We start from the raw sequence: 26537 nt of genomic DNA, 5'->3' as shown, positions 1-26537 counted from the left end.
CTGGCTGGCTGGCTGGCTGGCTGGCTGGCTGGCTGGCTGGCTGGCTGGCTGGCTGTTGAACGAGCGGCGCCCCGCGGACAGTTCCCGCGGGGCGCCGATCTCTTGATGTTGTGTCAGGCGCCGGGCTTCCTCCGTCAACGGACGAGGCCCGGGCCGAGCCTGTGGCGGGTGACGGCCGGCCGGGCGGCCGGTCCGGTCGCCTCAGGCCTTGCGGGCCCGCGTCGTCTTCTTCGCGGGCGTCGCCTTCTTGGTGGCCGCGGCGGCCTTCTTCGTCGCCGTGCCGTCGGCCTTGGCCGTCACGGTCCTCTTCGCCGCCGACCTGGCGGCGGCCGTCTTCCCGGCCGTCCTGGCGCGCGGGGCCTTCACGGGCTCCGCGTCGCTGATGCGGTCGGCGCCGAGGATCTCGCGCAGGAACTTGCCGGTGTGGCTCGCCGGAACCCCGGCCACCTCCTCGGGGGTGCCCTCGGCGACCACCAGGCCACCGCCGGCGCCGCCCTCGGGGCCCATGTCCACGACCCAGTCGGCGGTCTTGATCACGTCGAGGTTGTGCTCGATGACGATCACCGTGTTGCCCTTGTCGACCAGGCCGCCGAGGACGGTCAGCAGCTTGCTGATGTCCTCGAAGTGCAGACCGGTGGTCGGCTCGTCCAGAACGTAGACCGTGCGTCCGGTGGATCGCTTCTGCAGTTCGCTGGCGAGCTTCACCCGCTGCGCCTCACCACCGGACAGGGTGGTCGCGGACTGGCCGAGGCGGACGTAGCCGAGGCCGACGTCCTTGAGCGTCCGCAGGTGCCGGGAGATGGCCGGGACGGCCTCGAAGAACTCGGTGGCCTCCTCGATCGGCATGTTCAGCACATCGGCGATGGACTTGCCCTTGTAGTGGACGTCCAGGGTCTCCCGGTTGTACCGGGCGCCGTGGCAGACCTCGCACGGGACGTAGACGTCCGGGAGGAAGTTCATCTCGATCTTGATCGTGCCGTCGCCCGCGCAGTTCTCGCAGCGGCCGCCCTTGACGTTGAAGGAGAAGCGGCCGGGCAGGTAGCCCCGGACCTTCGCCTCGGTGGTCTCGGCGAACAGCTTGCGGACGTGGTCGAAGACACCCGTGTACGTCGCCGGGTTGGACCGCGGGGTGCGGCCGATCGGCGACTGGTCGACGTGGACGACCTTGTCGACCAGGTCGTCGCCGTCCACGCGCGTGTGACGTCCGGGGACGCTGCGCGCGCCGTTCAGCTCGCGGGCCAGGTGCGTGTAGAGGATGTCGTTGACCAGCGTCGACTTGCCGGATCCGGACACGCCCGTGACGGCCGTGAACACACCCAGCGGGAAGGACACGTCGATGTCCTGCAGGTTGTTCTCACGGGCGCCGTGCACGGTGAGCCGCCGCGACGGGTCGTGGGGCCGGCGCACGTCCGGGAGCGGGATGGCCTTGCGGCCCGAGAGGTAGGCACCGGTCTGCGACTCGGTGTTGGCGAGCAGTTCCTTCAGGGAGCCGCTGTGCACGACCTTGCCGCCGTGCTCGCCGGCGCCGGGACCGATGTCGACGACCCAGTCGGCGACCTTGATGGTGTCCTCGTCGTGCTCCACGACGATGAGCGTGTTACCCATGTCGCGCAGCCGGACCAGGGTCTCGATCAGCCGGTGGTTGTCCCGCTGGTGCAGGCCGATGGACGGCTCGTCCAGCACGTACAGGACGCCGACCAGGCCGGAGCCGATCTGGGTGGCCAGGCGGATGCGCTGGGCCTCGCCGCCGGAGAGGGTGCCGGCCGCGCGGTTCAGCGAGAGGTAGTCCAGGCCGACGTCGACCAGGAAGCGCAGCCGCTCGTTGACCTCCTTCAGCACTCGCTCAGCGATCTTCTTGTCGCGGGCGTTCAGCTTCAGCTTGCCCAGGAAGTCCGCGCAGTCGCTGATCGACATGGCGGCGACCTCGGCGATCGACTTCTCCATGATCGTGACCGCGAGGACGATCGGCTTCAGTCGCGTGCCCTCACAGGAGGGGCAGGGCACCTCGCGCATGTAGCCCTCGAAGCGCTCGCGGCTGGCGTCGCTCTCGGCCTCGCTGTGCCGGCGCTTGACGAACGGCACCGCGCCCTCGAAGGGCGTGGTGTACACGCGCTCGCGGCCGTACCGGTTGCGGTACCGCACCTCGATCTGGGTCTTGTGACCGTGCAGCAGTGCCTTCTTGGCGCGCTGCGGCAGGCCCGCGAAGGGGATGTCCGTGCGGAAGCCGAGCGCGTCGGCGAGGGCGCCGATCAGGCGGCTGAAGTAGTCCTTGGTGTGCCCGTGCGACCAGGGGTGGATGGCGCCCTCGTCCAGGGACTTGTCCGGGTCCGGAACGATCAGCTCGGGGTCGACCTCCATGCGCGTGCCGATGCCGGTGCACTCGGGGCAGGCGCCGAAGGGCGAGTTGAAGGAGAAGGAGCGGGGCTCCAGCTCCTCGAAGGAGAGGTCGTCGTACGGGCAGTAGAGGTGCTCCGAGTACATGCGCTCGCGCTCGGGGTCGTCCTCGGCGAGGTCGACGAAGTCGAGCACGACCATGCCGCCGGACAGCCCGAGGGCGGTCTCCACGGAGTCGGTGAGACGGCGCTTGGCGGAGTCCTTCACCGTGAGGCGGTCCACGACCACCTCGATGGTGTGCTTCTCCTGCTTCTTCAGCGTCGGCGGTTCGGAGAGCTGGACGGTCCGGCCGTCCACACGCGCGCGGGAGTACCCCTTGGTCTGCAGGTCGGCGAAGAGGTCGACGAACTCGCCCTTGCGCTCGCGCACCAGCGGCGAGAGCACCTGGAAGCGGCTTCCCTCCGGAAGCTCCAGGACCCTGTCGACGATGGCCTGCGGCGACTGGCGCGTGATCGGGCGGCCGCACTCGGGGCAGTGCGGCTTGCCGATGCGCGCGAAGAGCAGACGCAGGTAGTCGTAGACCTCGGTGATGGTGCCGACGGTCGAGCGCGGGTTGCGCGAGGTCGACTTCTGGTCGATGGAGACCGCCGGGGACAGGCCCTCGATGAAGTCGACGTCCGGCTTGTCCATCTGACCGAGGAACTGCCGGGCGTACGAGGAGAGTGACTCCACGTAGCGGCGCTGGCCCTCGGCGAAGATCGTGTCGAAGGCCAGGGAGGACTTGCCCGACCCGGACAGACCCGTGAAGACGATGAGCGAGTCACGAGGCAGGTCGAGCGAGACATTCTTGAGATTGTGCTCGCGCGCGCCACGGACGATGAGACGGTCGGCCACGCCGGTCCGCACCTTTCTTGAGAGAAGCGACAGGGGGCGGGGCCCCCGCGCTTCTTCAGACTAGGGGGAGCCTCTGACAACGCCGGTCGGATTGCCCGGTTGCATAACGGCTTCAGGCCATCAAGGAATTCCCGACGCCGCTGTCGACGATATAGCACGGGCATTCGATTTGCGGCCGAGGTTCACCACCTTCACCCGAAGGTGTGGCCCGGCTAGGGTCAGCGGCATGATTGATCACGCTCATGACCTGGCATGTGTACGTGAAGCGACCGAAGCACTCCTGGGCGCAGTCGCCACCGTGGACAACGTCTCACTCGCCGAGCCGTCACGGCTGCCCGGCTGGAGCCGGGGGCATGTCCTCGCCCACCTCGCCCGGAACGCGGACGCTCTGGTGAACGTCCTGGAGGGCCGTCCCATGTACGAGAGCGCCGAGGCCCGGGACGCGGACATCGAGCGCGACGCCGCGCGCCCGCTCGACGTGCAGCTCGCCGATCTTCGGGAGAGCGCCGCCCGCCTCCAGTCGGCGGGGGACGCTCCGGCGGACTGGACGCGCACCGTGGAGCTGCGCAACGGGGTCACCGACTCCGCGTCCGGGGTGCCGTTCCGGCGGTGGGCCGAGGTGGAGCTGCATCACGTGGACCTCGGGCTGGGATACGAGCTGGAGGATCTTCCGGAGGAGTTCACGCGCCGGGAGACCGACTTCCTCGCACGGCGGTTCTCGGGGCACCGCGACGTTCCGGCGGTCCTCGTCACGGACGGCACGCACACGTGGCGCACCGGCCGGACCGCGGACGAACCCGAGGTGACGGTCACCGGCCGGCCGGCGGACGTGGTGGGGTGGCTCTCCGGGCGCCGCGACGGTGCGGCCCTGGAGCTGCGGGGCGGGGCGCTCCCGAAGCTGCCGCCGCTGTGACGCCACGGCGTCACGGCCGCCGCTGTGACGCGGCGGACGGCACGGCTGTCGCCGGACCGCGTTCCGCCGGGGCCGCGCCGCTATAGGCTGACCGGCATGATGTACACGGGAGAGGTCAAGGTCGGCGGACCGGCGGACGTGCACGAGCTCAAAGACCTGATGATCACCAAGATCGCGGTCGGCCCGATGGACAACAACGCTTATCTGCTGCGCTGCCGGGCCACCGACGAGCAGCTGTTGATCGACGCCGCCGCCGAGGCGGCCACGCTCCTCGGCATGATCGGTGACGACGGCATCGCGTCCGTCGTCACCACGCACCAGCACGGCGACCACTGGCAGGCGCTCGCCGCGGTCGTCGCCGGCACCGGCGCGCGTACCTACGCCGGCCGCGAGGACGCGCCCGGCATCCCCGTGCCGACCGATGTCCTCGTCGACGACGGCGACGTCATCAGGGTGGGACACGTGGAACTCACCGCGCGCCACCTGGTCGGGCACACCCCGGGCTCGATCGCGCTGGTCTACGACGACCCGCACGGCCATCCGCACGCCTTCACCGGCGACTGCCTCTTCCCGGGCGGCGTCGGCAACACCCGCAAGGACCCGAAGGCGTTCGCCAGCCTGATCCATGACGTGGAGACGAAGATCTTCGACGTCCTGCCGGACGAGACCTGGGTCTATCCGGGCCACGGCAACGACACCACTCTCGGCACGGAGCGGCCCCACCTTGCAGAGTGGCGCGCACGAGGCTGGTAACCCGGATCGCTACGCGCCCAGGCCCGCATTGAGCGGTCCGGAAGGTCCAGAATCCTCGCGGCCGCCCGCCTCCGCCTGGTGAACGATGTCCTGGCTGACCGGCTACGACGACTCGACCACCGCTACGCACGCAATCCCCGCAACTACGTGGCCTTTCTCGGCCTGGCCGCAGCTACCTGCTGCTGCAGACGACTCCCCGCCTCGAGAGGGCGACGGGCCCTGGGCCCAGGCGCCCACGGCCGGGTGGACGCCTGGGTCGACGGCGCCCCGTTGACCGTGGCGCTCCCGGACACAGGCGGCACGACGCGACCGCGTGCGCCTCGAACTCCGGCGGGTCGTGCGTCATCCCCACGGGGACTCCGGCCCCCCCGGAGCGGCTCGGATCCGCCGAGGTGCACAGGTCAGCCGCCGATCGCGGTCATGACGTGCTTGATGCGGGTGTAGTCCTCGAAGCCGTACGAGGAGAGGTCCTTGCCGTAGCCGGACTTCTTGAAGCCGCCGTGCGGCATCTCGGCGACCAGCGGGATGTGTGTGTTGATCCACACGCAGCCGAAGTCGAGGCGCCGGGACATCCGCATGGCGCGGGCGTGGTCCTTCGTCCAGACGGACGAGGCGAGCGCGAACTCCACCCCGTTGGCGTACTCGACGGCCTGGTCCTCGTCGGAGAACTGCTGCACGGTGATGACCGGGCCGAAGACCTCGTTCTGAATGATCTCGTCGTCCTGGTTCAGGCCGGAGACGACGGTCGGGGCGTAGAAGTAGCCGACTTCGCCGACCCTGTGGCCACCGGTCTCGACCCTGGCGTGGCCGGGGAGGCGCTCGATGAAGCCGGTAACCTGCCGCAGCTGGTCGGCATTGTTCAGCGGGCCGTAGAACGCGTCCTCGTCGTCGATGCCGCCGGTTCTGGTGTCGGACGCGGCCTTGGCAAGCGCCTCCACGAACGCGTCGTGGATGGACTCGTGCACCAGCACACGTGTGGCCGCGGTGCAGTCCTGGCCGGCGTTGAAGAAGCCCGCAGCCGAGATGCCCTCCACCGCCTCGGCGATGTCGGCGTCCTCGAAGACCACGACCGGGGCCTTGCCGCCCAGTTCCAGGTGGACGCGCTTGACGTCCTTGGACGCGGACTCGGCGACCTGGATTCCCGCACGCACCGAGCCGGTGATGGACGCCATCGCCGGAGTCGTGTGCTCGACCATGAGTCTGCCGGTCTCCCGGTCGCCGCAGATCACGTTGAGGATGCCGGCCGGCAGTCCCATGCCGGCCAGCACCTCGCCGACGATCTCGGCAAGCAGAACGGTTGAGGCAGGGGTCGTGTCCGAGGGCTTGAGGACGACGGTGTTGCCCGCGGCGATGGCCGGGGCGAACTTCCAGACCGCGGTCATCATCGGGTAATTCCACGGCGCGACCTGGGCGCAGACGCCCACCGGCTCGCGACGGATGATCGAGGTCATACCGTCCATGTACTCGCCGGCGGCCTTGCCCTCCAGCAGGCGGGCCGCACCGGCGAAGAAGCGGATGTGGTCCACCATCGGGCCGATCTCCTCGGTGGCCGTGATCCTCTTCGGCTTGCCGGTGTCGCGGCACTCGGCATCGACGAGCTCGTCGGCCCGCGCCTCGACCGCGTCGGCGATCTTCAGCAGGACGAGCTGGCGTTGGGCGGGGGTGGTGTCCCGCCACTGTCCGAAGGCGGCTGCGGCAGCGTCCATCGCGCGCTCGACGTCGGGGGCCGCGGACAGCGGCGCGGTGGCGTACGCATCGCCCGTTGCAGGGTCGATGACCAGGGTGGTCCGCCCGTCGGCCGCATCGGTGAACGCGCCGTCGATGTAGTTGCGCAGTGTGCTGAGCTCGCTCATACGCTCTCCTTGATGTGGTGTGGGCGGGGTGGCACGGGAAGGGGACTGACGGGGCCGGGCTGGGTGAGGCGGTGCGTTGTTCGGTGCGACGGCCGCTGTCCGGCTGCTGGGATGCCGGTGCGGCAGCGGTGTGCGGCCTCAGGACTCCAGGTGGGTCGGGGCGAACATCCGCAGGAGAGCCGGGAGCACGACAACGCTCGGGCCGGGGGTCGCGAGGGCGACCGTCAGGTCGGCGCTCAGGGCCTCGGGAGTCGTGGCGGTGGCGGGCACGCCGAACGACTCGGCGAGGCGGACGAAGTCCGGTCGTGCCAGTTCGGTGGCGGTGGCCTCACCGAACGCGCCGGTCATGTATTCGCGGAGGATGCCGTAACCGCCGTCGTCCACGATGAGCCAGGTGACGTCAAGGTTGTGCTGGCGGGCGGTGGCGAGTTCGGCGATGGAGTACAGCGCACCGCCGTCACCGGAGACGGCGAGTACCGGGCCTGCGCCGTCGCGGGCCACCGCGGCGCCCAGGGCGGCCGGGAAGCCGTAGCCGAGGCCGCCGGCGCCTTGCGCGGAGTGCATGGCGCCGGGGCGGCGGGCGTCCCAGGCGGACCACGCCCAGTAGCCGAGGATGGTCATGTCGAAGAACGCCGGCGAGTCGTCGGGCAGCGCGGCCCGCACCGAGGCCAGCACCTGCTGTTCCAGCTCAAGGCCCTGGCCGCCGATCCTCTCGCGGACCCGCTTGAGCACATCGGCGGCGGCCGCCTCGCCGCGGCCGTCGTGCTCCCCGGCCGGGAGGGAGTCGATGAGGGCCGTGAGGGTGAGCCGGGCGTCGGCGTGGATGCCGAGGGCGGGGTGGTTGGACTCCAGCTTGCCGAGGTCCGCCTCGATCTGGATCATCCGGCCGCGCGGGGCGAAGGTGTGGTAGTTGCTGGAGAGTTCGCCGAGCCCGGAGCCGACCACCAGCACGACGTCTGCGTCCTCCAGGAGGTCGGTGGTGTGCCGGTCCTCGAGCCAGGACTGCAACGAGAGCGGATGTTCCCACGGGAAGGCGCCCTTGGCGCCGAAGGTGCTGGCCACCGGCGCACCCAACTTCTCTGCCAGGCACAGCAGTTCACGGTCGGCACCGGCCCGGACAACACCGCCGCCGGCGAGGATCACCGGGCGCTCGGCAACGGCGAGCAGCCTGGCTGCCTCGGCGACGAGTTCAGTACGGGGGGCGAGCGGGCGCGGTTCGGCGCGCAGCCCGGTGACCCGGGGGACGGTGGTGGGGGCGAGCAGGATGTCCTGCGGGATCTCGACCCAGACAGGCCCGTACGGCACGGTGAGCGCCGACTGCCAGGCGGCGGCGAGCGCGGAGGGAATCTGGGAGGCGGTGCGAGCGGTGTGCACGGACTTCACGATGTCGCGGAAACTGGCCTGCTGGTCGGCGAGTTCGTGCAGATAGCCGCGACGGCGGCCGCCGAGTCCGGCGGAGGGGATCTGGCTGGAGACGGCGAGCACGGGGGCGGAGGCGGCGGCCGCCTCCTGGAGGGCGGCGAGTGAGGTGAGCGCGCCGGGCCCGGTGGAGAGGAACAGCGGGGCTGCGGTGTCCGCGATGCGGGCGTAGCCGTCGGCGGCGAAGCCGGCATTGTTCTCCACCCGCAGCCCGACGTAGCGCAGCGGGGAGCGGCGCAGGGCGTCGAAAAGGCCGAGTGCGTGCTGACCGGGGAGGCCGAAAACGGTCTCGGCACCGAGGTTGGTGAGGGACTCGACGACGAGGTCGCCGCCGTTGCGGGTGTGGCTCACGTGCTGTCCTTGTCGCGGGTCGCGGCGGTGTGCCGGGACATGATGATGGTGGGTTCGTCGGCGGTGTGAGAGGCGGCGACGGCGGTGATTGCGGCGTGGTCGTACGCCGATGCGACCTCGACGAGATCGGCCGGGGCGGGGGTGCGGGACACCGGCCCGCGCGGGGGCGATCCGGCGGGGAGGCCGGAGCCGGACGGGGTCAGGCCGCCGCGGTCGCCTGCTCCGCCTCGACCGGGGCGCGGCCTGCGAGGCGGTCGCGCCAGTTCTCCAGGATCCGGTCGTGCGTAGGCCGGGTGACCAGGCTCACCACCAGGTAGGCGCAGAGGCTGACGCCGAGGCCGTAGTAGATCGGCTCGTTGGCCAGGGTGCCCTTGATGATCATGAGGACGGTGACGGTGACACCGCCGGCGATCATGGAGGCGAGTGCGCCCTGAACATTGCCGCGCCGCCAGAGCAGACCGCCGAGGATCGGCACAAGGAGGCCGCCGACGAGCAGGTTGTAGGCGACGGTCAGTGCCGCGAGCACGTCGTCCAACAGGCAGGCCAGGCCGATCGAGACCGCTCCCAGGACGATGATCGCCAGCCGGTTGGAGCTCACCTCGTCGTGCCCGGCGGCCTCCGGCTCCTCCCGTCCGAGGCGTGCCCGCAGCCGGGCCCAGATGTCGTTGTGGGCGACGGTGGCGGAGGCGATCAGGGCACCGCTGGCGGTGGACATCATCGCGGACAGCGCGGCGGCCAGCACCAGGCCGCGCGCACCGGTGGGCAGAGCGCTCTTGACGATGGTCGCGAAGGCGCTGTCAGCACCCGGCAGCTCCGGGTACAGCGCCTTGGTGGCCATCCCGATGACGGCGCCGGCGAGGGCGTAGACCAGGCAGTAGGCGCCGGCCACGGTGCCGCCCCAGGAGGCGACCTTGTCGGTACGGGCGGTGAACACGCGCTGCCAGATGTCCTGGCCGATCAGCATTCCGAAGGTGTAGATGAGTACGAAGGTGAGGATCGACTGGCCTCCGATCGAGCCGAACGAGAGGTAGCCGTCGGGCAGCTTGTCGGCCATCGCGCCGAAGCCTCCGGCCTTGACGACGGCGATCGGCAGCAGGAGCAGGAGCACGCCTATCGACTTGACCACGAACTGCACCATGTCGGTCAGTGTGATCGACCACATGCCGCCCAGCGCCGAGTAGCCGACCACGATGGTTCCGCCGATCAGCACGGCCACCCAGCGTGGCACGTCGAAGAGCACATCGAAGACGGTGGCGTACGCGATGGTGGAGGTCACCGCGAGCATCAGGGTGTAGACCCACATCACCACGCCGGAGATGACGCTGGCGGCGTCGCCGTATCGCAGCGAGAGCATCTCGGCGACGGTGTAGACCCGCAGCCTGGCGATCCGGGCCGAGAAGAAGACGCTGAGCGCCAGCAGGCCGAGACCGATCGCGAAGACCATCCAGGCGCCGGAGAGACCGTAGGTGTAGCCGAGCCGGACGCCGCCGATGGTGGAGGCGCCGCCGAGGACGACGGCCGCCATGGTGCCGGTGTACATCAGGGGGCCCAGACGGCGCCCGGCGACCAGGAAGTCACTCTTGGACCGGGCGCGTCTCTTGCCCCACCAGCCGACGCCGATGATGCCCAACAGGTAGCCGATCATCACGACGTAGTCGACGGCCATGTGATTCTCCGATCCGTTCGACCCCACCCGTTGGGGTCGGTGCTGAGGGCGCGGCCTCGCGGATGGCGCGACAGCGGAAGGTGGGGCCCGGGACGTAGGGCGGCGGGCGGGTTGGCACCACCGGACACTCAGGAGTCCGGTGGCGGGCGGGTTGGCACCACCGGACACTCAGGAATCCGGTGGCGGGCGGCGTGTACCGGCTCGCGGTACGAAACTAGGCCGGGTGCACAGACCCGTGGAAGTGTGCGTTTCGCCTCGTTCTCGGTGTTGCACTGGACGTCCCGCACACTGGGGTCCAGGCGGCAGGCACACTCGGACCGGGGAGGCGGCCAGCCCCTTCCCGAGCGAGGAGGGAGAACGATGTCGGAAGCCGAGCAGGAGCCGAGCGGCCGTTCCACGCCTGCGGTGCCGCCATCGCTGTCCGGTCAGGTTCCGCAGATCACCGTGCCACTGAGCGCTGTGCTCGCACACGCCGAGCTGGGGCTGCGGCACGTGGCCGGACCGGTCGAGGACCGGCCGGTCGCGATGGTCCACACCACCGAGTGGGAGGACCCGACCGCGTACCTCCTCGGTGGCGAGCTGCTGCTCACGGCGGGCCGGCACCTGGGAGCCGTCGCACAGGACATCGACGCCTACGTGACGAGGCTGGTGGCGGCCGACGTGGCGGCCCTGGGTTTCGGGGTCGCTCCGGTCTACGACGAGGTGCCCGCCGAGCTCGTCGCTGCGTGCGACCGGCACGGGCTGCGTCTGCTGCGGGTGCCTCCGCAGACTCCGTTCGTGGCCGTCGGTCAGGCCGTGCACCTGGCCATGGCCGAGGTGCGCAGCAGGGACCTTCGGCGCATGTCGCAGGCGCAGGCCGCGCTGGCCTCGGCGGCGGCCCGGCCCGACGCGGTGGAGGCGGTGCTACGGCAGTTGGCGTCCCACCTCGGCGCGTGGGTGGCGCTCCTGGACGGTGAGGGCGAGGAGCTTTTCGGTGCCGGCCTGCGCCCCGCCGAGCCGGCGCCGCAGCGGCTGCGCGATCTCGCTCTCCGTTTGAGCGAGCGTCGGCGACCGACTGCGAAGCACCCGCAGGCGGTCCGTACGCCCGGTTCGGACACTGAGCACCAGGGCGGAAGGCAGCTCTTCGCGCACACCCTGCCGGGCGGTGACACGGGCAGCCCCCTGGTGCTGGGCCTCGCTTCCCCTGCGCAACTGTCCGCCGTGGAACGATCGGTGACCGGTGTGGCCGTGGTGCTGTTGTCGCTCCTGACCGGCCCGCGGCGTGCGCTGGGCGGGGACACGCGCAGTGCGGCGGCGCTGGTTCGGCTGCTGTTCGGCGCGGATGCGGCCGAGGTCGCCGCGCTGCTGCATCCTGCCACCGAGGGGCGGTCGCAACGTTGGGTCGTGGTCCATGGGCGCCGGGCTGCCACGGCTGCCCGGCGGGCGCAGTCGTCCTCGGACGCGGTCCATGTCGCGGCGCTGGGCACGGCGCTGGGCACACCGTTCCTGGAGGTCGACGGGGACTCGCTGCGTGCCGCGGTTCCGCTGGTCAAGGGTGGGTTCGGGGACGGGGAACCGGGCTCGACGGCGGGCGACGCCCCCGCGCGGCTCGGTTGGACGTTGGGTGTCAGCTCGCCGGCGACCACCGCCGAGCTTCCGCTCGCCGCCGCCCGCGCCGAGCGCGCCCTGCGGCGGGCGCTGGGCACCGGGAGCAGGGTGGTGCGCGATCGCGGCGACGAGTTGAGCCTGCACGCGCTGGTCGCGCCGGACGGGGCGCGGGCGCTGGCTCGGGCGCGGTTCGCACCGCTGGCCGACGCCGGCGCACCAGGTGCCGAGGTGCTGCTGGAGACCCTGCGGACCTGGTTGTCCCTGAACTGCAGCTGGGACCGTACGGCGGTCGCGCTCGGCCTGCATCGCAACACGGCGCGTCAGCGCATCATGCGGCTCGGCAGGCTGCTGGACGCCGACCTCCAGGACGCGGATGTGCGCATGGAGCTGTGGTTCGCGCTGCGCTGGCTGCCGGGCCGGGACGAGCCGGGCGGCAGGACGCAGTGAGCTGACGCGACACCGGCGCGGCCTGGCGGGCCGCACTGGCGGGCCGCACTGGCGGCTCGCCGGGCGGTCGACGCCGCGAGTATGCCTGCCAGAAAACAATCGTTGACGCCTATGCAACACGGCCCTATGGTTGCGGCACCCGGCGGCGCTGACCAGCCCGCACGGACCGGTGATCACTCAGGATCCAGGGTCCGCGGCGCCTAGGCCGGGCGAAATCCGCAGTGCGCCCCGGCGGCCGAATACGGCCGCGCGAGGAGCCGCTGTACTGCGGACCCCACCTCGCAACGCGGATTCCCCCTTTGCCGGCGACGGCCGTCATCGCCCGATCCCGCATGCGCGAAGCCCAAGAGAGGCCATGCCAAGATGAACGAGCAGACGACAACACCCATGAACCGTCGGTCATTCCTGCGGGCAGGGGCCGTCACCGCGCTCGGCGCCCCGTTCGCGGGCAGTCTCCTCACCGCCTGCAGCACCAAGTCCTCCAGCAGCGCCAAGGCCAACACGACTGTGACGGTCACGTCCTACGGCGGCTCCTACAACGACCAGCTGACGAAGACCATCCTGACACCGTTCAAGAAGAAGACGGGAATCCTGCCGACACTGCTGGCCAACACCAGCTTGGCCGCGCTCAAGTCGCAGGTCCAGTCCGGTGACGTGCAGTGGGACCTCGTGGAGCTCACCGCCCCCGAGTACGTCCAGGCCGTCGAAGAGGGGCTGCTGGAGAAGTTCGACTACGGCATCATCAGCGACAAGGGCCTGCCTGCCTACGCGAAGGCCGAGTACGGCATCAAGTACCTGAGCTTCCTGTTCGTGATGGCCTGGGATCAGACGCACATCCCCGACGCCTCCGCGCCCACCGACTGGGCGCAGTTCTTCGACCAGGGACGGTTCCGCACCAAGCGGTCCGTGTACGGGCAGCTGTCGGACAGCTCGGTCCTGGAGGCCGCGCGCCTGGCGGAGGGCGTCCCCTTCGACAAGATCTACCCGCTCGACGTGGACGCCGCCCTGCGCTACCTCGCGCAGCACCCCGGCCGCGACCGGCTCATCTACCACACCGCCAACCAGGAACCGATCCAGCAACTCACCTCGGGTGAGGTCGCGCTGTCGACGAGCTTCAACAACCGCATCAGCGCCGCTCGCAAGGACGGCGCGAAGCTGAACTTCTCCTCAAGGAACGGCGTGCTGGCAGGCGACTACTTCGTGGTCCCCAAGGGCGCGCGGAACAAGGAGGCCGCGTTCCGGCTGATGGACTTCATGAGCAACGACGCGGACGCGGGCGCCGACTTCGACACGACGACGAACCTCACGCTGGCAAACACCGCCGCGCTCGCGAAGCTGCCGGCCGATGTCGCAGACAGCCTTCCCACCAGCCCCAAGCTGGCGGACAGCATCCTGGTCCGTGACGACCGCTGGTGGGCCGAGCATCTCAAGAAGACGGAACAGGCGTTCGAGCTGTGGCAGGCGGGTAGCTGACGATGTCTCTCGCCACAGCGGCACCCTCGCGGGCCCCGAGCGCCCAGGCCCGCAGACCCCGTATCCGGGCGGGATGGCTGCTCCTCCTGGCGCCGACAGCCGTGTTCGACGCGGTTCTCTTCCTCACTCCGCTGGGCCGGCTCATCGCCTCCAGCATGCACAGCCAGGCATACCAGCGAGTCCTGAAGGACCCGCTGGTGATCAAGTCCCTGGAGAACACCCTCGAGATCAGCGCGCTGTCCACGCTCGCGACGATCGTCCTCGGATACCTGCTGGCCATCGTGATCTGGCGCCGCGGGCCGCTCGTTCGGGTCGTCCTCTTCGCCCTGGTGCTCCTGCCGTTCTGGACCGGAGTCCTGGTGAAGAACTTCGCGTGGGCGGTCCTCCTGCAGGACAACGGACTGGTGAACGGCGCCCTGCAGGCGCTGGGCCTCGCCGATCACCCGTTGGCGCTCCTGCACAACCGGTTCGCCGTCGTGGTCGGAATGGTGCACTACCTGCTTCCCTACGCCGTGTTCCCGATCTTCGCGGCGCTGACCGCGATCGACAACCGGCTGGAGCTGGCGGCGCGTTCCCTCGGCGCAAGCGAGTCCTCGATCTTCCGCCGGGTCATCCTGCCGCTGACGGTGCCGGGTGTCTCCGCCGCCGGGCTCCTGGTATTCATCATCAGCACCGGCTTCTTCATCACTCCGGTCGTCCTCGGCGGTCCCGGGGACATGATGATCGCCAACGAGATCGACTTCTACGCACGGCAGCTGACCGACTTCGCCGGCGCGTCCGCCCTCGCGCTCCTACTGACCGCCATGGTGAGCGTCCTCGTCGCCGTCTACCAGCGGATCCTTCGCGCGGGAGGCGCACATGACGTCGACTAGACCTCGATTCTCGCCCGCACTGCTGACGGCCGTTCCGGTCTTCGTCTTCCTCGTCGTACCCACGCTGATCGTGGTGCCGATGGCGTTCAACCAGAGCCGGTACATCACCTTCCCGCCCGACCACGTCTCCCTCGACGCGGTCACCGGATTCCTCGCCGATCCGGCCTGGACGTCCGCGGTGGCCGCAAGCCTGCAGGCCGCTGGGATCGCAGTGGCCCTCGCCGTGCTCCTGGGCGGTACCGCCGCTGTGGCGCTGCACGGTCGGAACTTCCGCGGGCGGGCCGCCGTCACCGGGGTGATCCTCGCCCCCATGATCGTCCCAGCCATCGTCCTCGCCCTGGCGTTCTACCAGTTCTTCACCTCCGCCGGAATGGTCGGCACGATCCTTCCCATTGGCCTGGCCCACGCGGTCATCGCCACGCCCTACGCCTTCCTCACCGTCCGCGCCAGTCTGTCCGGGCTCAACCCGGCTCTGGTCCGCTCCGCTCGAAGCCTCGGGGCGGGATGGCCATCGGTCGGCCGCTTCGTCTACCTGCCCGTCATCCGGCCCGGCCTCATCGCAGGAGCGCTCTTCGCCTTCTCCGTCTCCATCGACGAGACCGTGATCGCCCTGTTCCTGCAGTCTCCGGCTGCCACGACGCTCCCCGTCAAGATGTTCACGGACATCCAGTACAACCTGACACCGAAGATCGCGGTCTCCTCCGCCATGCTCGTCACCGTCGCCACACTCGGGCTGCTGGTGCAGGTCCTGTTCACACTCCGCCGCCGTTCCACCACCCAGATGCTGCCGCTGACCACCGCGGCCGCCGACCAGACAGGGTGAGCTCATGACCACCTCAGCCCCACCGCAGCCCGCCGCCCCCGCCGCCGGCCTCGCAGAAGACGGTTCCATCGAACTGCGCGGCGTACGCAGAACGTACGGCGACGTCACAGCAGTCGACGACCTCGATTTGACCGTCCACCCCGGCGAGTTCGTGACCCTCCTGGGACCGAGCGGCTCCGGCAAGACCACCACCATGATGATGGTCGCCGGCTTCGAGGACCTCACGTCCGGCACGGTCCTCATCAACGGCCGACCGGTCGACACCCTCCCGCCCAAGGACCGCAACCTGGGCATCGTGTTCCAGAGTTACGCGCTCTTCCCGCACATGAGCGCCCGCGAGAACGTCGAGTTCCCGCTGCGGATGCGCCGTGTCCGCCCGGCCGAACGCCGCCGCAGGGCCGAGGAGGCGCTCGACCGCGTCGGACTCACGAAGCTCGGCGACCGCCGCCCCCGGGAACTGTCGGGCGGACAACAGCAGCGCGTCGCCCTTGCCCGCGCCCTGGTCTTCAACCCGTCCGCTCTCCTGCTGGACGAGCCGATGGCGGCACTGGACAAACGGCTCCGCGAGCAGATGCAGGAGGAGATCAAGACCATCCAGCGCTCCCTCGGCATCTCAGTCCTGTTCGTCACCCACGATCAGGACGAGGCGATGTCCATGTCCGACCGAATCGTCGTGATGCGCGACGGCAGGATCGTGCAGCAGGGCCCGCCGGAAGACGTGTACACCCACCCCGTGAACGACTGGGTGGCCAACTTCCTCGGCGACACCAACCTCCTCCCCTGCAGCGTGGTGGAACGGAACGGCGACACGGCGGTCGTCGACCTCGGCGCTCTCGGCACAGGCCGGGTACGCGACCTCGGAGCCCTCGGCGATCGGTACGCCGTGTCCATCCGCCCCGAACACCTGGCGTTCCTCCCCGAAGGCCGGCCGGAGAACAGCGCGACGGGCCGCCTCGTGTCCTCCACCAACCTCGGTGCGACCATCCGCCACCGCGTTCACGCAGGAGGGCAGGACCTCCTCTTGCGCGAACTCTCCGCAGGCCGACGTACCTCCCGTGCCGCCGGTGACGACGTGTGTGTCGGCTGGAACCAGGACGAGGCCCAGTTGCTCGTCCTCGACTCCTGACCACCGGACAGCCACCACCTCAGCTCATCAGCACCCTCGTGGCGGGCCCCGACCACCAAAAGCTGGGTCAGGGCACCGCCACGGCGCCACCACACCCCGGACCCGACGGAGATCCCGCGGCCGGCGGCCCAGCCGGGACGCAGCGCCCGGCCGGAATTCACGCGGCCGCAACACCCGTTCCCACCATGCGGACAAACACCATGGTGACCTGGACAGACGGGGCGTTCGCTGCCACTCTCCCGCCATGCATCCTGCCCCCCGCGCCCCGCGCCGCGCGGTAGCCGCCGCCCTGGTCCTGCTCGCCACCGCCGTCGGCTGTGCTCCGCAACCCGAGGACAAGGCGTCGGCCGCCCCGTCCGGAACGGCCGCGAAGAGCTGCGACCGGGGCGGGTTGACCACCAGGACGCCCGGCAAGCTGACGATCGCGACCGACGAGCCGGCGTACGAGCCGTGGTTCAAGGACGACAAGCCCGCCAACGGCAAGGGATTCGAGTCGGCGGTCGCATACGCCGTGGCGAAGCGGCTGGGGTACGGCGAGAGCGCGGTCGTGTGGCAGCGCGTGCCGTTCAACAAGGCGTTCGCCCCCGGCGTGAAGACCTTCGACTTCGACATCAACCAGGTGTCGGTCAGCGCCGAGCGCAGGAAGGCCGTGGACTTCTCCTCCGGCTACTACGACGTGCGCCAGGCCGTCATCGCGCTCAAGGGCGGCAAGGCCGCCAAGGCGACGAGCATTGCGGACCTGCGGGACCTCAAGCTCGGCGCGCAGGTGGGCACGACGAGCCTCGACTACATCAACGACGTGGTGAAGCCGAAGCGGGAGGCCGCCGTCTACGCCAAGAACGACCAGGCCAAGTCGGCCCTGAAGAACGGCCAGGTGGACGCCGTCGTCACCGACCTGCCGACCGCGTTCTACATCACCGCGGCCGAGGTGACGGACGCGAGGATCGTCGGCCAGTTCGAGAACCGGGGCGGCACGCCCGAGCAGTTCGGGCTCGTGCTGGACAAGGGCAGTTCGCTGACCTCGTGCGTGACCGGAGCCGTCGACACCCTGCGCAAGGACGGCACCCTGGCGAGGTTCGAGAAGCGGTGGCTCTCCGACGCCGTCGACGCACCGGTGCTCAAGTGACGGTCACCGAGGGCGAGTCGGCTCCGGAGGGAGCGGACGACAGGCGCGACCCGGCGAGCGGCGCCGGCGAGGACGCCGCCGACCACGGTTACGTACCCTCCGAGCGGCGCCTGGAGCGCGAACGTCACCGACGCGCGCGTGCCCGCCGCGCCACGGCCGTCGCGTCACTGTCCACCCTGGCCACCGCCGCCGTGCTCTACCTGGTCGTCGTCCACGCGCCGGGCTGGCCGCGCACCAGGGAGACGTTCTTCAGCGCCCGGTACGCGCGCGAGGCGCTGCCCAAGGTCCTCGAAGGGCTGTGGCTGAACGTCCGCCTGCTCCTGGTCTGCGGCGCCGCCGTCCTGGTCCTGGGGATGCTGATCGCCGTCGCGCGGACGCTGCGCGGGCCGGTGTTCTTCCCGCTGCGGGTGCTGGCGGCGGCGTACACCGACTTCTTCCGCGGACTGCCGCTGATCATCAACCTGATGATCGTGGTCCTGGGCGTACCCGCGCTGCGCCTGCAGGGCGTCACGGTCGATCCGGTTCTGCTGGGCGGTACGGCGCTGACGCTGACGTACTCGGCCTACGTTGCGGAGGTGTTCCGGGCCGGCATCGAGTCCGTCCACCCCTCCCAGCGGGCGGCGGCACGATCACTGGGGCTGTCCAACCGGCAGGCCCTGCGCCACGTCGTGCTGCCGCAGGCGGTACGCCGCCAGGTGCCGCCGCTGCTGAACGACCTGGTGTCGCTGCAGAAGGACACCGGTCTGGTGTCGATCGGCGGCGCGGTGGACGCCGTACGGGCGGCCGACATCATCGTGGGCCGCAGTCTCAACTACACGCCGTACATCGTCGCGGGACTGGTGTTCGTGGCGCTGACCATCCCGATGACCCGCTTCACGGACTGGGTGACCGCCCGGATGGACCGGCGGCGGGCCCAGGGAGGATCCCTATGAGCGACGCGCCCGTCCTTCGCCTGGAATCGGTCCGCAAGACCTTCGGCGGCTCCGTCGTGCTGCGGGACGTCGATCTGTCGGTCGCCCCGCACACGGTGACCGCGCTGATCGGTGCCTCCGGCTCGGGCAAGTCCACGCTGTTGCGCTGCGCCAACCTTCTGGAGGAGATCGACGACGGCGCGATCTGGCTGGACGGCGAAGAGATCACCGATCCCCGCGTCGACCAGGACGCGGTACGGCGCCGGATCGGCGTGGTCTTCCAGGCGTACAACCTCTTCCCGCACATGACCGTGCTCGACAACATCACGCTCGCCCCGCGCCGGGTGCACGGCGTCTCGCGCGCGGACGCCGAGGAGCGGGCCCGGGAACTGCTGGAGCGGCTCGGCCTGGCCGGCAAGGCGGACGCCTATCCGGACCGGCTCAGCGGCGGCCAGCAGCAGCGTGTGGCGATCGTCCGGGCTCTTGCCGTACGACCGCGGCTGTTGCTGCTGGACGAGATCACGGCCGCGCTCGACCCCGAACTGGTGGGCGAGGTGCTGGAGATGGTCCGGGGCCTGAAGGACGAGGGCATGACCATGGTGCTGGCGACGCACGAGATGGGGTTCGCCCGGGACGTCGCCGACCAGGTCTGCTTTCTGGACGGTGGCGTGGTGCTGGAGCGTGGCACCGCGGAGCAGGTCTTCGGCGACCCGCGGCAGGAGCGCACACGGCGCTTCCTGCGGCGCGTCGTGGAGGCCGGCCGCCTGTAGGGGCCGGGGCTACGCGTCGGCCTGCGCCGCGCCCACCAGCGCGGCGACCCGCTCCACCCCGAACACGTAGCCCTGCACTCCGCAGCCCGCGATCACGCCGTCGGCGCGCAGCGAGACGTAGGAGTGGTGCCGGAACGACTCGCGCTGGTGGATGTTGGAGATGTGCACCTCCAGCACCGGCATTCCCTCACAGGTGTTGAGTGCGTCCAGAATCGCGACCGACGTGTGCGAGTAGGCGGCCGGGTTGATGACGATGCCGCAGTGGCCCAGGCGCGCCTCGTGGATCCAGTCGACCAGTTCGCCCTCGTGGTTGGACTGCCGGAAGTCCACCGTGCCGCCGTGCGCGGCCGCCGCCTTGGCGCACATCGCCTCCACGTCGGCCAGCGTGTCCTTGCCGTAGATCTCGGGCTGGCGCCGGCCGAGCAGGTTGAGGTTGGGCCCGTTGAGGATCATGATCGGGGCGTTGGCCAGGGTGCGGGGCACGGTTCCTCCGGTCCGTTCGGGGCGGTGCGTCACGACCGCTGCTCGTCCCCGGTCTATCACGCCGGCCGGAGCGGGCCGCGGGCCGCGCGCGCCGCCCCGCTGGCGCACGCTCCGCAGAAGTCGATCACCACCGCACGCCCCCGTAACCGGCGATCACTCCGGGTAGTTGACCCGGCATGCACGATGTACGCGCAGTGAGCGCACCGTCCATGCCGCGGCTCGCAGCCGCCTCCCTGGCCGGGACCGCGATCGAGTTCTACGACTTCTTCGTCTACGGGACGGCGGCCGCCCTGGTCCTCGGGCCGCTGTTCTTCCCGACGTTCTCCCCGCTCGCGGGGACGCTGGCGGCGTTCGCGACGTTCGGGGTGGGTTTCGTGGCCCGGCCGCTGGGTGCGGCTGTGTTCGGGCACCTCGGCGACCGGCGCGGACGGCGGCCGGTGCTCGTGATCTCGCTGCTGCTGACCGGTGCCTCGACGGTCGCGGTCGGCTGCCTGCCGCCGTACGGCACGATCGGCGTCGCGGCGCCCGTGCTGCTGCTCGTCCTGCGGTTCCTGCAGGGCCTGGGGCTCGGCGGGGAATGGGGCGGGGCCGTGCTGCTGACGGCCGAGCACGCCCCTCCGGGACGGCGTGCCCTGTGGTCGTGTTTCCCGCAGGTGGGGCCCGCGGTCGGCTTCGTGCTCGCCAACGGGGTGATGCTCGCGCTGTCGGCGGCGCTGTCGGAGGCGGAGTTCGCGCGCTGGGGGTGGCGCGTGCCCTTCTGGGCAGCCGGAGCGCTGGCCCTGACCGGGTTGTGGCTGCGCTCTTCGCTCACCGAGAGTCCCCGGTTCCTGGAGATCGACGACCACGTGCGCGTGCCTCTCGTCGAAGTCGTGCGGCACCACGGGCGGCTGGTCCTGCTGACCGGCGGGGCGCTGGCCGCCGGGTACGCGGTGTTCTACACGGTGACCACCTGGTCGCTGGCGTACGCCACCGAGCGGCTCGGAGTGAGCCGGACGGTGATGCTGACCTGCGTCATGGCCGCGGTGGTGGTGAAGGCGGCGCTCATTCCCCTCATGGCCGTGCTCGGCGACCGCTACGGGCGCCGGCCGATGTGTCTGGCGGGATGTGCCGCCTGCGCCCTGTGGATGTTCCCCATGGTCGCGCTGCTCGCCACCGGCGAGCCGCTGCTGATGTTCCTCGGGATCCTGGGTGCGCTGCTCGCCTTCGCCACCATGTTCTCGGTGATCGCCGCCTACTTGCCGGAGCTGTACGAGGCGCGGGTGCGCTGCACGGGTGCGGCGGTCGGCTACAACCTCGGCGGAGTCTTCGGCGGTGCCCTCACTCCGATCGTCGCCACGGCACTCGCGGAACAGGGCGGGCGCGTCCCGTGGGGTGTCGCCGGCTATCTGACGGGCGTCGCTCTGCTCAGTCTGGGTTGCTTCGCGCTCCTGCCGGAGACGCGGCCGGTCCCCCTGCCGTCGGTGGAGCCCGCCACGGGGTGACCGGCGACGGCATCGTCCGTGGCGTCCGGCCGGGCGGTTCCGGCACCGGAACGACGGGCCAGGTGGTGACCGGCTGGGGTCGCCCGCCACGGATCGCCGGGTGGGCGGTTGCGGGTTACGGGTTGATGGCCAGTTCCAGGTAGGCCGCGAACAGCACCAGGTGGACACCGCCCTGCAGGGGGGTGGCCCGGCCCGGCACGACCGTCAGGGAGCTGACGACGACGGTGAGCGCCAGCAGCAGCATGTGGGTCGAGCCCAGGCCGAGGACGAGCGGCCCCGCCAGCCAGACGGAGGCGAGGGCCACGGCCGGGACGGTCAGCCCGATGCTGGCCATCGCCGAGCCGAGCGCGAGGTTGAGGCTGGTCTGCACCCGGTCGCGGCGGGCCGAGCGCAGCGCGGCGATCGTCTCGGGAAGCAGGACGAGCAGGGCGATGACCACGCCGACGACGGCCTGGTTCAGGCCCGCCGCCTTCACGCCGGACTCGATGGTGGGCGACACGCTCTTCGCCAGGCCGACCACGCCGATGAGGGCCAGCCCGAGCAGGCCGAGGCTGATCCGGGCGGTGCGCGCGGACGGGGGCTGGGCGTGCTCGTCGGCGGTGATGACGTCGCCCTGCCGGGTGATCGGCAGGAAGTAGTCCCGGTGGCGCACGGTCTGGGTGGCCACGAACAGGCCGTAGAGGATCAGTGAGGACACCGCCGCGAACGTCAACTGGACGGTGGAGAACTCGGGTCCGGGCTTGCTGGTGGTGAAGGTCGGCAGCACGAGGCTGAGCGTGGCCAGCGTCGCCACGGTGGCCAGGGCGGCGCCGGTGCCTTCCGGGTTGAAGACCGCGGTGCCGTGCCGCAGTGAGGCGACGAGCAGACAGAGTCCGACGATGCCGTTGCAGGTGATCATCACGGCGGCGAAGACGGTGTCCCGGGCGAGCGTGGAACTCTTGTCCCCGCCGTCGGCCATGAGGGTCACGATCAGAGCCACCTCGATGATCGTGACGGCGATGGCCAGCACCAGGGAGCCGAAGGGCTCACCGACCCGGTGGGCCACCACCTCGGCGTGGTGCACGGCCGCGAGAACGGAACCGGCGAGCACCAGCGTCACCAGGGCGACGACCGCGCCCGGCAGGTCCCGGCCCCAGGTGAAGGCCAGCAGGACCACCGCGAGCACCGGCACGAGCGTCGTCCATCGCCGGGTGAGCGACCGCAGCCGAGTGATCATGCCGCGATGGTCGCAGAGACGTACGGGGTTCGCATTCCGTTCTTTTCGGATACCACTTCATCCTTCCGGCGCGGAACCCGGCGGTCCGGGTCCCGCCTCCTGGGCGTCCGGCACGGTCAGGCGTCGATGCTGTTCTTCGGGGTGGCCCCGTCGCCGCCCGCCGCCTCGGCGGCCGCCTGCTTCCTGGTGGCCGCCAGGCTGGTGATCGTGGTGACGATCAGGACGGCGCAGATCACTCCGAGCGAGACCGGGATGCTGATCTCGGGGACGTGGACGCCGGACTCGTGGAGCGCGTGCAGCACCAGCTTGACGCCGATGAAGCCGAGGATGATCGACAGGCCGTACGAGAGGTGGACCAGCTTCTCCAGCAGGCCACCGATGAGGAAGTACAGCTGACGCAGCCCCATCAGGGCGAAGGCGTTGGCGGTGAAGACGATGTACGGGTCCTGGGTCAGGCCGAAGATCGCGGGGATGGAGTCCAGGGCGAAGAGTACGTCCGTGGTGCCGATGGCGAGCATCACGACCAGCATCGGGGTCATGACCCGCTTGCCGTTCTGCTCGATCCACAGCTTGGTGCCGTGGTACCGGTCGGCCACGCCGAACTTGCGCTCGGCGGCCTTCAGCAGCTTGTTCTCCTCGTACTCCTCGTCCTCGTGGTCGGCGCGGGCCTCCTGGACGAGTTTCCAGGCGGTCCAGATCAGAAAGGCGCCGAAGAGGAAGAACACCCAGGAGAAGCTGGCGATGATCGCGGCTCCCGCGGCGATGAAGACCGCTCGCAGGACCAGGGCTATGAGCACGCCGACGAGCAGTACACGCTGCTGGTACTGCGTGGGTACCGCGAACTTCGCCATGATCAGGACGAAGACGAACAGGTTGTCGACGCTCAGCGACTTCTCGGTGATGAAGCCGGCGAAGAACTCACCGGCCGGCTGCCCACCTCCGAAGACGAGGAGCCCGAGCCCGAAGAGTCCGGCCAGGGCGATCCAGACGACGGTCCAGATTCCCGCTTCCTTGATCGACACGTCATGGGGCTTGCGCCCGATGAAGAAGTCGACGGCGATCAGGGCCGCGAGACCCACGATGGTCAGGACCCACAGGCCCATGGTGACTTCCACTGCTCCTCCGGCATTCGTCACGGCAAACACTTTCAGCGTCGTCGCTGCCGGAGGTCTCTTCCACCCGCTCGGGGCCGGCGCCCCGGAACCGGAAACGGTCCGTACTGACGGGTGCGCCGCAATCAGGGAGTACTCCCCTCCGCACGGAAAACAGTACCCCAATCACCAAGGATTGGTAAAGAGATGAGTAAAGGAACGACCAAATAGCCTGCTTGGCGGCCCTTTACCTGTGCTTGGTCTGTGCTCTCGCCACTTCGGCGAGCACCTGCCGGACGATGTGGCTGCCGGCCGGCACGAGCGAGGGCTCGTATGTCCAGGCATGGCCGACCCAGGGATCGGCCATATGGTCGTCGGACACGGGGGTGAGTCGCATCAGCGAACGCCACAGCGGGTCGAGCAAGGGGCCGTAGGCGGCCGCGTCGTCACGGTCGGCGATCATCAGCAGGTGCACGCCGACCGCCGGGCCCTCGTCGGCGAGGTAACGCAGGCGGGTCACCGCCCGCTCGTCGAATCCGTGCGGGAAGTCGTTGACGATCAGGAGCCGTCGCACGGTGTCGACGTCGGCCGGCAGCGATCCCGCCACGCCGGCACGCACCGCCATCTGCACCAGATCGACGCGTCGGGTGAGCCTCTCCAGCACCTCCGTGACTCCTGCCGCGCCCCTCGCCGGCGGAGCGGCGAGCACTCCGGCTCCCGTCAGCGGCTGAAGCGCCGCGGCCCCGGCGCCGGCCGGGTCGACGACGTGCACGGCGAACTCCCCCGCCGGATGCACGGCGAGCAGCCGGGCGGCGAGTGCGACGGCCGCTTCCCCGGCCAGCTGGCGCAGCTCGACCGGGTCCGTGAAGGAGTCGTCGAGCGCTGCCGTCGGACCGCTGTCGATCCACAGGCCCCGCTCCAGCGGCAGCCTGACGAGCATCGGGATGCGCAGCGGCGCGCTTTCGGGGAGGTGCAGTTCCCCGAGGCGCAAGGCGATCGGCGGCTCGGCGGGCAGGCGGTAGCCGTGCCAGACGGGGCTGTCCCAGCCCGCGTACGCGGGCGGGAGCGCGGGCTCGACCACCTCCGACTCGGCGGTGAGCTGGGCCAGGTCGCGGTCGAAGGCCACGCGTGCCTGGTCGGCCAACTGGGTCCGGCGGGCGTAGGCGGCCTCCCGCGCCGCATCCCCCGAGGTGCCGAGCCGGCCTCGCGGGTCGGCGAGGGCCTGGTCGACCTCCTTCTCCAGGCGGGAGTCGGCGAAGTCGACGGCGCTGCGGTAGGCGGCCGTGCTCCGGGCCAGGTCCTCGAACATGCCCCACACCTGGTTGTACAGCCGTTCCTCCATCGACCAGCCCACCGCGTCGCCCGCGACGGGCTGGGCGGGCCGCCCCTCGGTCGCCGGAACCGCCGGGGGCGGTGGCGTGGGCGGTGCGCTGTGGCGGCGGGGGTGGGTGTAGTCGATCGGGCCGCCCGGGCTCTGCGCCCAGGGTTCGGCGCCGGAGGCCCGGACCTCGTACGGAGTGCCGCCGTCGCGGGACGGGGGCCGCGCATCGTAGGAGGGCTGCGCATCGCAGGGAGGCTGTGCGTCGTACGGGGGCTGCGGATCGTACGAGGGCTGCGCATCGCAGGGAGGCTGCGCGTCGTACGGGGGCACCGGATCGGCCGTTCCCGGCACGGAGAGGTCCTGGGGTGCCGAGGCGTCCTGCGGGGCGGCCGTCGGGGACGGTGCCGGGATGGCGCGGGCCGGGCCGTGGGCCGCCGCCTGCTGGACGGTGGCGGCGAGCGACACGGCCTCGCGCAGCCCCCGATCGGTGAAGAAATCCGGGAGGCCGCCCGCGTAGCCCTGGCCCATCGCACGGACCTTCCAGGCGCCCTGCCGGCGGTAGAGCTCCAGGGCGATCACTGCGGTCTCGGCGTCCAGGCCGGTGAGGGTGTAGCAGGCCAGCTGGGTGCCGTCGGGGCCCTCCACCGTGGTGTGCGGGGCGGGCGCGCCGCCGAACCGGGGTGGTCCGGCGGTCCCGGTGGGCAGGGCGAGGAACACGTCGACGCGGTGCACGGCCTCGGGAAGGGCCGCCAGGTCGACGGCTAGGCGGTGTTCGGCCGTCGACCGCCCGGACACCTCGACACCGGGCAGTGCGGGGCCTCCGGGATGGGCCACCCACTGGGGGCCGGGCACGGTGCCGTTCTCGTCGCCGAGTGCGGCACCGGCCAGGACCGGCACTCCGGCCGAGATCCGGATCGTGAGCCGGACCTGGGACAGCGGGTGGTTCTGACCCCGCACAAGTTCGGCCGTCATCGCCGTCGCCCCCCGTGTCGTGTCGTCGTGCGCCCGCCCTCGGGGGGCGGGCGGTGCGGCTCCCGTCCTACAGGTGCGGGAGGATCGACGGCATCAGGTCCTGGAAGGTGCGGCCGTTGGCCGGGGTTCCCAGGGCGGTCATCGTCCAGCTGGAGCCCGCCCGGTGCACCTTGGCCATGATCTGGGCGGTGTACTGGCCGCCGCCGGCCAGTGTGTAGCGGGCCAGTTCCTGGCCGTTGGTCTCGTCCACGAGGCGGCAGAACGCGTTCTCCACCTCCTGGAAGGTCTGTCCCGTGAAGGAGTTCACGGTGAAGACGATCTGGTCGATGTGCACCGGGACACGCTGCAGGTCCACCAGGATCGCCTCGTCGTCGCCGCCCTGCCCGACGCCGCCCACCAGGTTGTCGCCGGTGTGACGCACGGAACCGTCGTCGCTCACCAGGTGACGGAAGAAGACCACGTCGACCGGCTGCTTCTCGGCGAAGAGGACGGCCGAGGCGTCCAGGTCGATCTCGCGCGTGCGGGAGCCGAACAGGCCGCGCCGCTTCGCCGCCTGCCAGCCGAGTCCCATGCGGACCGCGGTCAGGCTGGCCCCGTCGTTCTTCTCCAGACTGATGGCCTGACCCTTGGTCAAGTTGACGGACACGGCTGGTTC

General features: G+C 70.6%; 20 protein-coding genes and 2 pseudogenes. 12 read left to right on the top strand and 10 right to left on the bottom strand.

What is annotated here, in order from left to right; genetic code table 11:
* Window positions 1-201 precede the first annotated feature (201 nt).
* Window positions 202-3228, bottom strand: coding sequence for an excinuclease ABC subunit UvrA (gene uvrA / locus ABVB68_RS11750; protein WP_353600866.1), 3027 nt, complete (start codon window positions 3226-3228; stop codon window positions 202-204).
* Between the two features lie 226 nt (window positions 3229-3454).
* Between uvrA and ABVB68_RS11745 the strand changes: the two genes are divergently transcribed.
* From ABVB68_RS11745 to ABVB68_RS11735, 3 genes and pseudogenes are all read left to right on the top strand, one after another.
* Window positions 3455-4141, top strand: a complete 687-nt coding sequence (locus ABVB68_RS11745) for a maleylpyruvate isomerase family mycothiol-dependent enzyme (protein WP_353600864.1) — start codon at window positions 3455-3457, stop codon at window positions 4139-4141.
* Window positions 4142-4237: 96 nt separating this feature from the next.
* Complete coding sequence (locus ABVB68_RS11740; protein WP_353600863.1) at window positions 4238-4894, top strand: MBL fold metallo-hydrolase; 657 nt, start codon at window positions 4238-4240, stop codon at window positions 4892-4894.
* A gap of 82 nt (window positions 4895-4976) precedes the next feature.
* Window positions 4977-5089: pseudogene (locus ABVB68_RS11735) on the top strand (IS5/IS1182 family transposase); the annotation flags it as partial.
* A gap of 206 nt (window positions 5090-5295) precedes the next feature.
* Here ABVB68_RS11735 and ABVB68_RS11730 read toward each other — a convergent pair.
* The 4 genes and pseudogenes from ABVB68_RS11730 to ABVB68_RS11715 all read right to left on the bottom strand — a co-directional run bounded on the left by ABVB68_RS11730 (window position 5296) and on the right by ABVB68_RS11715 (window position 10183).
* The gene (locus ABVB68_RS11730) at window positions 5296-6747 is read right to left on the bottom strand and encodes a gamma-aminobutyraldehyde dehydrogenase (protein ID WP_353600862.1); all 1452 of its coding nucleotides are present in this window, start codon (window positions 6745-6747) and stop codon (window positions 5296-5298) included.
* A gap of 138 nt (window positions 6748-6885) precedes the next feature.
* The gene (locus tag ABVB68_RS11725) at window positions 6886-8517 is read right to left on the bottom strand and encodes a thiamine pyrophosphate-binding protein (protein WP_353600861.1); all 1632 of its coding nucleotides are present in this window, start codon (window positions 8515-8517) and stop codon (window positions 6886-6888) included.
* Window positions 8514-8648: pseudogene (locus ABVB68_RS11720) on the bottom strand (agmatinase); the annotation flags it as partial. The gene ABVB68_RS11725 and the pseudogene ABVB68_RS11720, both read right to left, overlap by 4 nt.
* Before the next feature lie 68 nt (window positions 8649-8716).
* Complete coding sequence (locus ABVB68_RS11715) at window positions 8717-10183, bottom strand: sodium:solute symporter family protein (protein WP_353600860.1); 1467 nt, start codon at window positions 10181-10183, stop codon at window positions 8717-8719.
* Between the two features lie 360 nt (window positions 10184-10543).
* Between ABVB68_RS11715 and ABVB68_RS11710 the strand changes: the two genes are divergently transcribed.
* From ABVB68_RS11710 to ABVB68_RS11675, 8 genes are all read left to right on the top strand, one after another.
* Window positions 10544-12217, top strand: a complete 1674-nt coding sequence (locus tag ABVB68_RS11710) for a PucR family transcriptional regulator (RefSeq protein WP_353600859.1) — start codon at window positions 10544-10546, stop codon at window positions 12215-12217.
* Window positions 12218-12604: 387 nt separating this feature from the next.
* Window positions 12605-13690, top strand: coding sequence for an extracellular solute-binding protein (locus ABVB68_RS11705; protein WP_353600858.1), 1086 nt, complete (start codon window positions 12605-12607; stop codon window positions 13688-13690).
* A 2-nt stretch (window positions 13691-13692) separates the two neighbouring features.
* Window positions 13693-14562, top strand: a complete 870-nt coding sequence (locus tag ABVB68_RS11700; RefSeq protein ID WP_353600857.1) for an ABC transporter permease — start codon at window positions 13693-13695, stop codon at window positions 14560-14562.
* Window positions 14549-15385, top strand: a complete 837-nt coding sequence (locus ABVB68_RS11695; protein WP_353600856.1) for an ABC transporter permease — start codon at window positions 14549-14551, stop codon at window positions 15383-15385. The genes ABVB68_RS11700 and ABVB68_RS11695 overlap by 14 nt, the downstream gene beginning before the upstream one ends.
* Before the next feature lie 4 nt (window positions 15386-15389).
* Window positions 15390-16511 carry an ABC transporter ATP-binding protein gene (locus ABVB68_RS11690; RefSeq protein ID WP_353600855.1) on the top strand — a complete coding sequence of 374 codons (1122 nt, stop codon included), beginning with the start codon at window positions 15390-15392 and terminating at the stop codon, window positions 16509-16511.
* Between the two features lie 244 nt (window positions 16512-16755).
* Window positions 16756-17637 carry an ABC transporter substrate-binding protein gene (locus tag ABVB68_RS11685; RefSeq protein WP_353600854.1) on the top strand — a complete coding sequence of 294 codons (882 nt, stop codon included), beginning with the start codon at window positions 16756-16758 and terminating at the stop codon, window positions 17635-17637.
* Window positions 17634-18569 (top strand): amino acid ABC transporter permease, encoded by a 936-nt coding sequence (locus tag ABVB68_RS11680; protein ID WP_353600853.1) that lies wholly within the window; start codon window positions 17634-17636, stop codon window positions 18567-18569. Before ABVB68_RS11685 ends, ABVB68_RS11680 begins: the two co-directional genes overlap by 4 nt.
* Window positions 18566-19318, top strand: coding sequence for an amino acid ABC transporter ATP-binding protein (locus ABVB68_RS11675; RefSeq protein ID WP_353600852.1), 753 nt, complete (start codon window positions 18566-18568; stop codon window positions 19316-19318). The genes ABVB68_RS11680 and ABVB68_RS11675 overlap by 4 nt, the downstream gene beginning before the upstream one ends.
* A gap of 9 nt (window positions 19319-19327) precedes the next feature.
* On the opposite strand, the gene aroQ is transcribed toward ABVB68_RS11675, so the two are convergent.
* On the bottom strand, window positions 19328-19801 hold the full coding sequence (gene aroQ / locus ABVB68_RS11670) for a type II 3-dehydroquinate dehydratase (RefSeq protein WP_353600851.1): 474 nt from the start codon (window positions 19799-19801) through the stop codon (window positions 19328-19330).
* Between the two features lie 209 nt (window positions 19802-20010).
* Here aroQ and ABVB68_RS11665 point away from each other — a divergent pair, with 209 nt between their 5' ends.
* A complete protein-coding gene (locus ABVB68_RS11665) occupies window positions 20011-21282 on the top strand; it encodes an MFS transporter (protein WP_353600850.1) in 1272 nt (423 codons plus the stop codon).
* A 115-nt stretch (window positions 21283-21397) separates the two neighbouring features.
* On the opposite strand, the gene ABVB68_RS11660 is transcribed toward ABVB68_RS11665, so the two are convergent.
* The 4 genes from ABVB68_RS11660 to ABVB68_RS11645 all read right to left on the bottom strand — a co-directional run bounded on the left by ABVB68_RS11660 (window position 21398) and on the right by ABVB68_RS11645 (window position 26528).
* On the bottom strand, window positions 21398-22498 hold the full coding sequence (locus ABVB68_RS11660; protein ID WP_353600849.1) for a calcium:cation antiporter: 1101 nt from the start codon (window positions 22496-22498) through the stop codon (window positions 21398-21400).
* A 116-nt stretch (window positions 22499-22614) separates the two neighbouring features.
* On the bottom strand, window positions 22615-23601 hold the full coding sequence (locus tag ABVB68_RS11655; protein WP_503006079.1) for a TerC family protein: 987 nt from the start codon (window positions 23599-23601) through the stop codon (window positions 22615-22617).
* A 235-nt stretch (window positions 23602-23836) separates the two neighbouring features.
* Window positions 23837-25882, bottom strand: coding sequence for a TerD family protein (locus tag ABVB68_RS11650; RefSeq protein ID WP_353600848.1), 2046 nt, complete (start codon window positions 25880-25882; stop codon window positions 23837-23839).
* A gap of 67 nt (window positions 25883-25949) precedes the next feature.
* Window positions 25950-26528 carry a TerD family protein gene (locus tag ABVB68_RS11645; protein WP_353600847.1) on the bottom strand — a complete coding sequence of 193 codons (579 nt, stop codon included), beginning with the start codon at window positions 26526-26528 and terminating at the stop codon, window positions 25950-25952.
* Window positions 26529-26537: the final 9 nt, after the last annotated feature.

Origin of the sequence: Streptomyces sp. NPDC096012 (genome assembly GCF_040426375.1) — a bacterium.
Taxonomy (GTDB): Bacteria; Actinomycetota; Actinomycetes; order Streptomycetales; family Streptomycetaceae; genus Streptomyces.
Note: the sequence above shows the minus strand (reverse complement) of the source record. Positions and strands in the feature narration are given on the sequence as shown.

What these genes read in the sequence shown, in the direction of transcription:
- ABVB68_RS11665 (WP_353600850.1), top strand. Translation starts at nt 20,011, where the DNA reads ATGCCGCGGCTCGCAGCCGCCTCCCTGGCCGGGACCGCGATCGAGTTC.
- ABVB68_RS11710 (WP_353600859.1), top strand. Translation starts at nt 10,544, where the DNA reads ATGTCGGAAGCCGAGCAGGAGCCGAGCGGCCGTTCCACGCCTGCGGTG.
- ABVB68_RS11660 (WP_353600849.1), bottom strand. Translation starts at nt 22,498, where the DNA reads ATGATCACTCGGCTGCGGTCGCTCACCCGGCGATGGACGACGCTCGTG.
- ABVB68_RS11730 (WP_353600862.1), bottom strand. Translation starts at nt 6,747, where the DNA reads ATGAGCGAGCTCAGCACACTGCGCAACTACATCGACGGCGCGTTCACC.
- ABVB68_RS11655 (WP_503006079.1), bottom strand. Translation starts at nt 23,601, where the DNA reads ATGGGCCTGTGGGTCCTGACCATCGTGGGTCTCGCGGCCCTGATCGCC.
- ABVB68_RS11715 (WP_353600860.1), bottom strand. Translation starts at nt 10,183, where the DNA reads ATGGCCGTCGACTACGTCGTGATGATCGGCTACCTGTTGGGCATCATC.
- ABVB68_RS11700 (WP_353600857.1), top strand. Translation starts at nt 13,693, where the DNA reads ATGTCTCTCGCCACAGCGGCACCCTCGCGGGCCCCGAGCGCCCAGGCC.
- ABVB68_RS11675 (WP_353600852.1), top strand. Translation starts at nt 18,566, where the DNA reads ATGAGCGACGCGCCCGTCCTTCGCCTGGAATCGGTCCGCAAGACCTTC.
- ABVB68_RS11685 (WP_353600854.1), top strand. Translation starts at nt 16,756, where the DNA reads ATGCATCCTGCCCCCCGCGCCCCGCGCCGCGCGGTAGCCGCCGCCCTG.
- ABVB68_RS11690 (WP_353600855.1), top strand. Translation starts at nt 15,390, where the DNA reads ATGACCACCTCAGCCCCACCGCAGCCCGCCGCCCCCGCCGCCGGCCTC.
- ABVB68_RS11745 (WP_353600864.1), top strand. Translation starts at nt 3,455, where the DNA reads ATGATTGATCACGCTCATGACCTGGCATGTGTACGTGAAGCGACCGAA.
- ABVB68_RS11705 (WP_353600858.1), top strand. Translation starts at nt 12,605, where the DNA reads ATGAACCGTCGGTCATTCCTGCGGGCAGGGGCCGTCACCGCGCTCGGC.
- ABVB68_RS11740 (WP_353600863.1), top strand. Translation starts at nt 4,238, where the DNA reads ATGATGTACACGGGAGAGGTCAAGGTCGGCGGACCGGCGGACGTGCAC.
- ABVB68_RS11650 (WP_353600848.1), bottom strand. Translation starts at nt 25,882, where the DNA reads ATGACGGCCGAACTTGTGCGGGGTCAGAACCACCCGCTGTCCCAGGTC.
- ABVB68_RS11695 (WP_353600856.1), top strand. Translation starts at nt 14,549, where the DNA reads ATGACGTCGACTAGACCTCGATTCTCGCCCGCACTGCTGACGGCCGTT.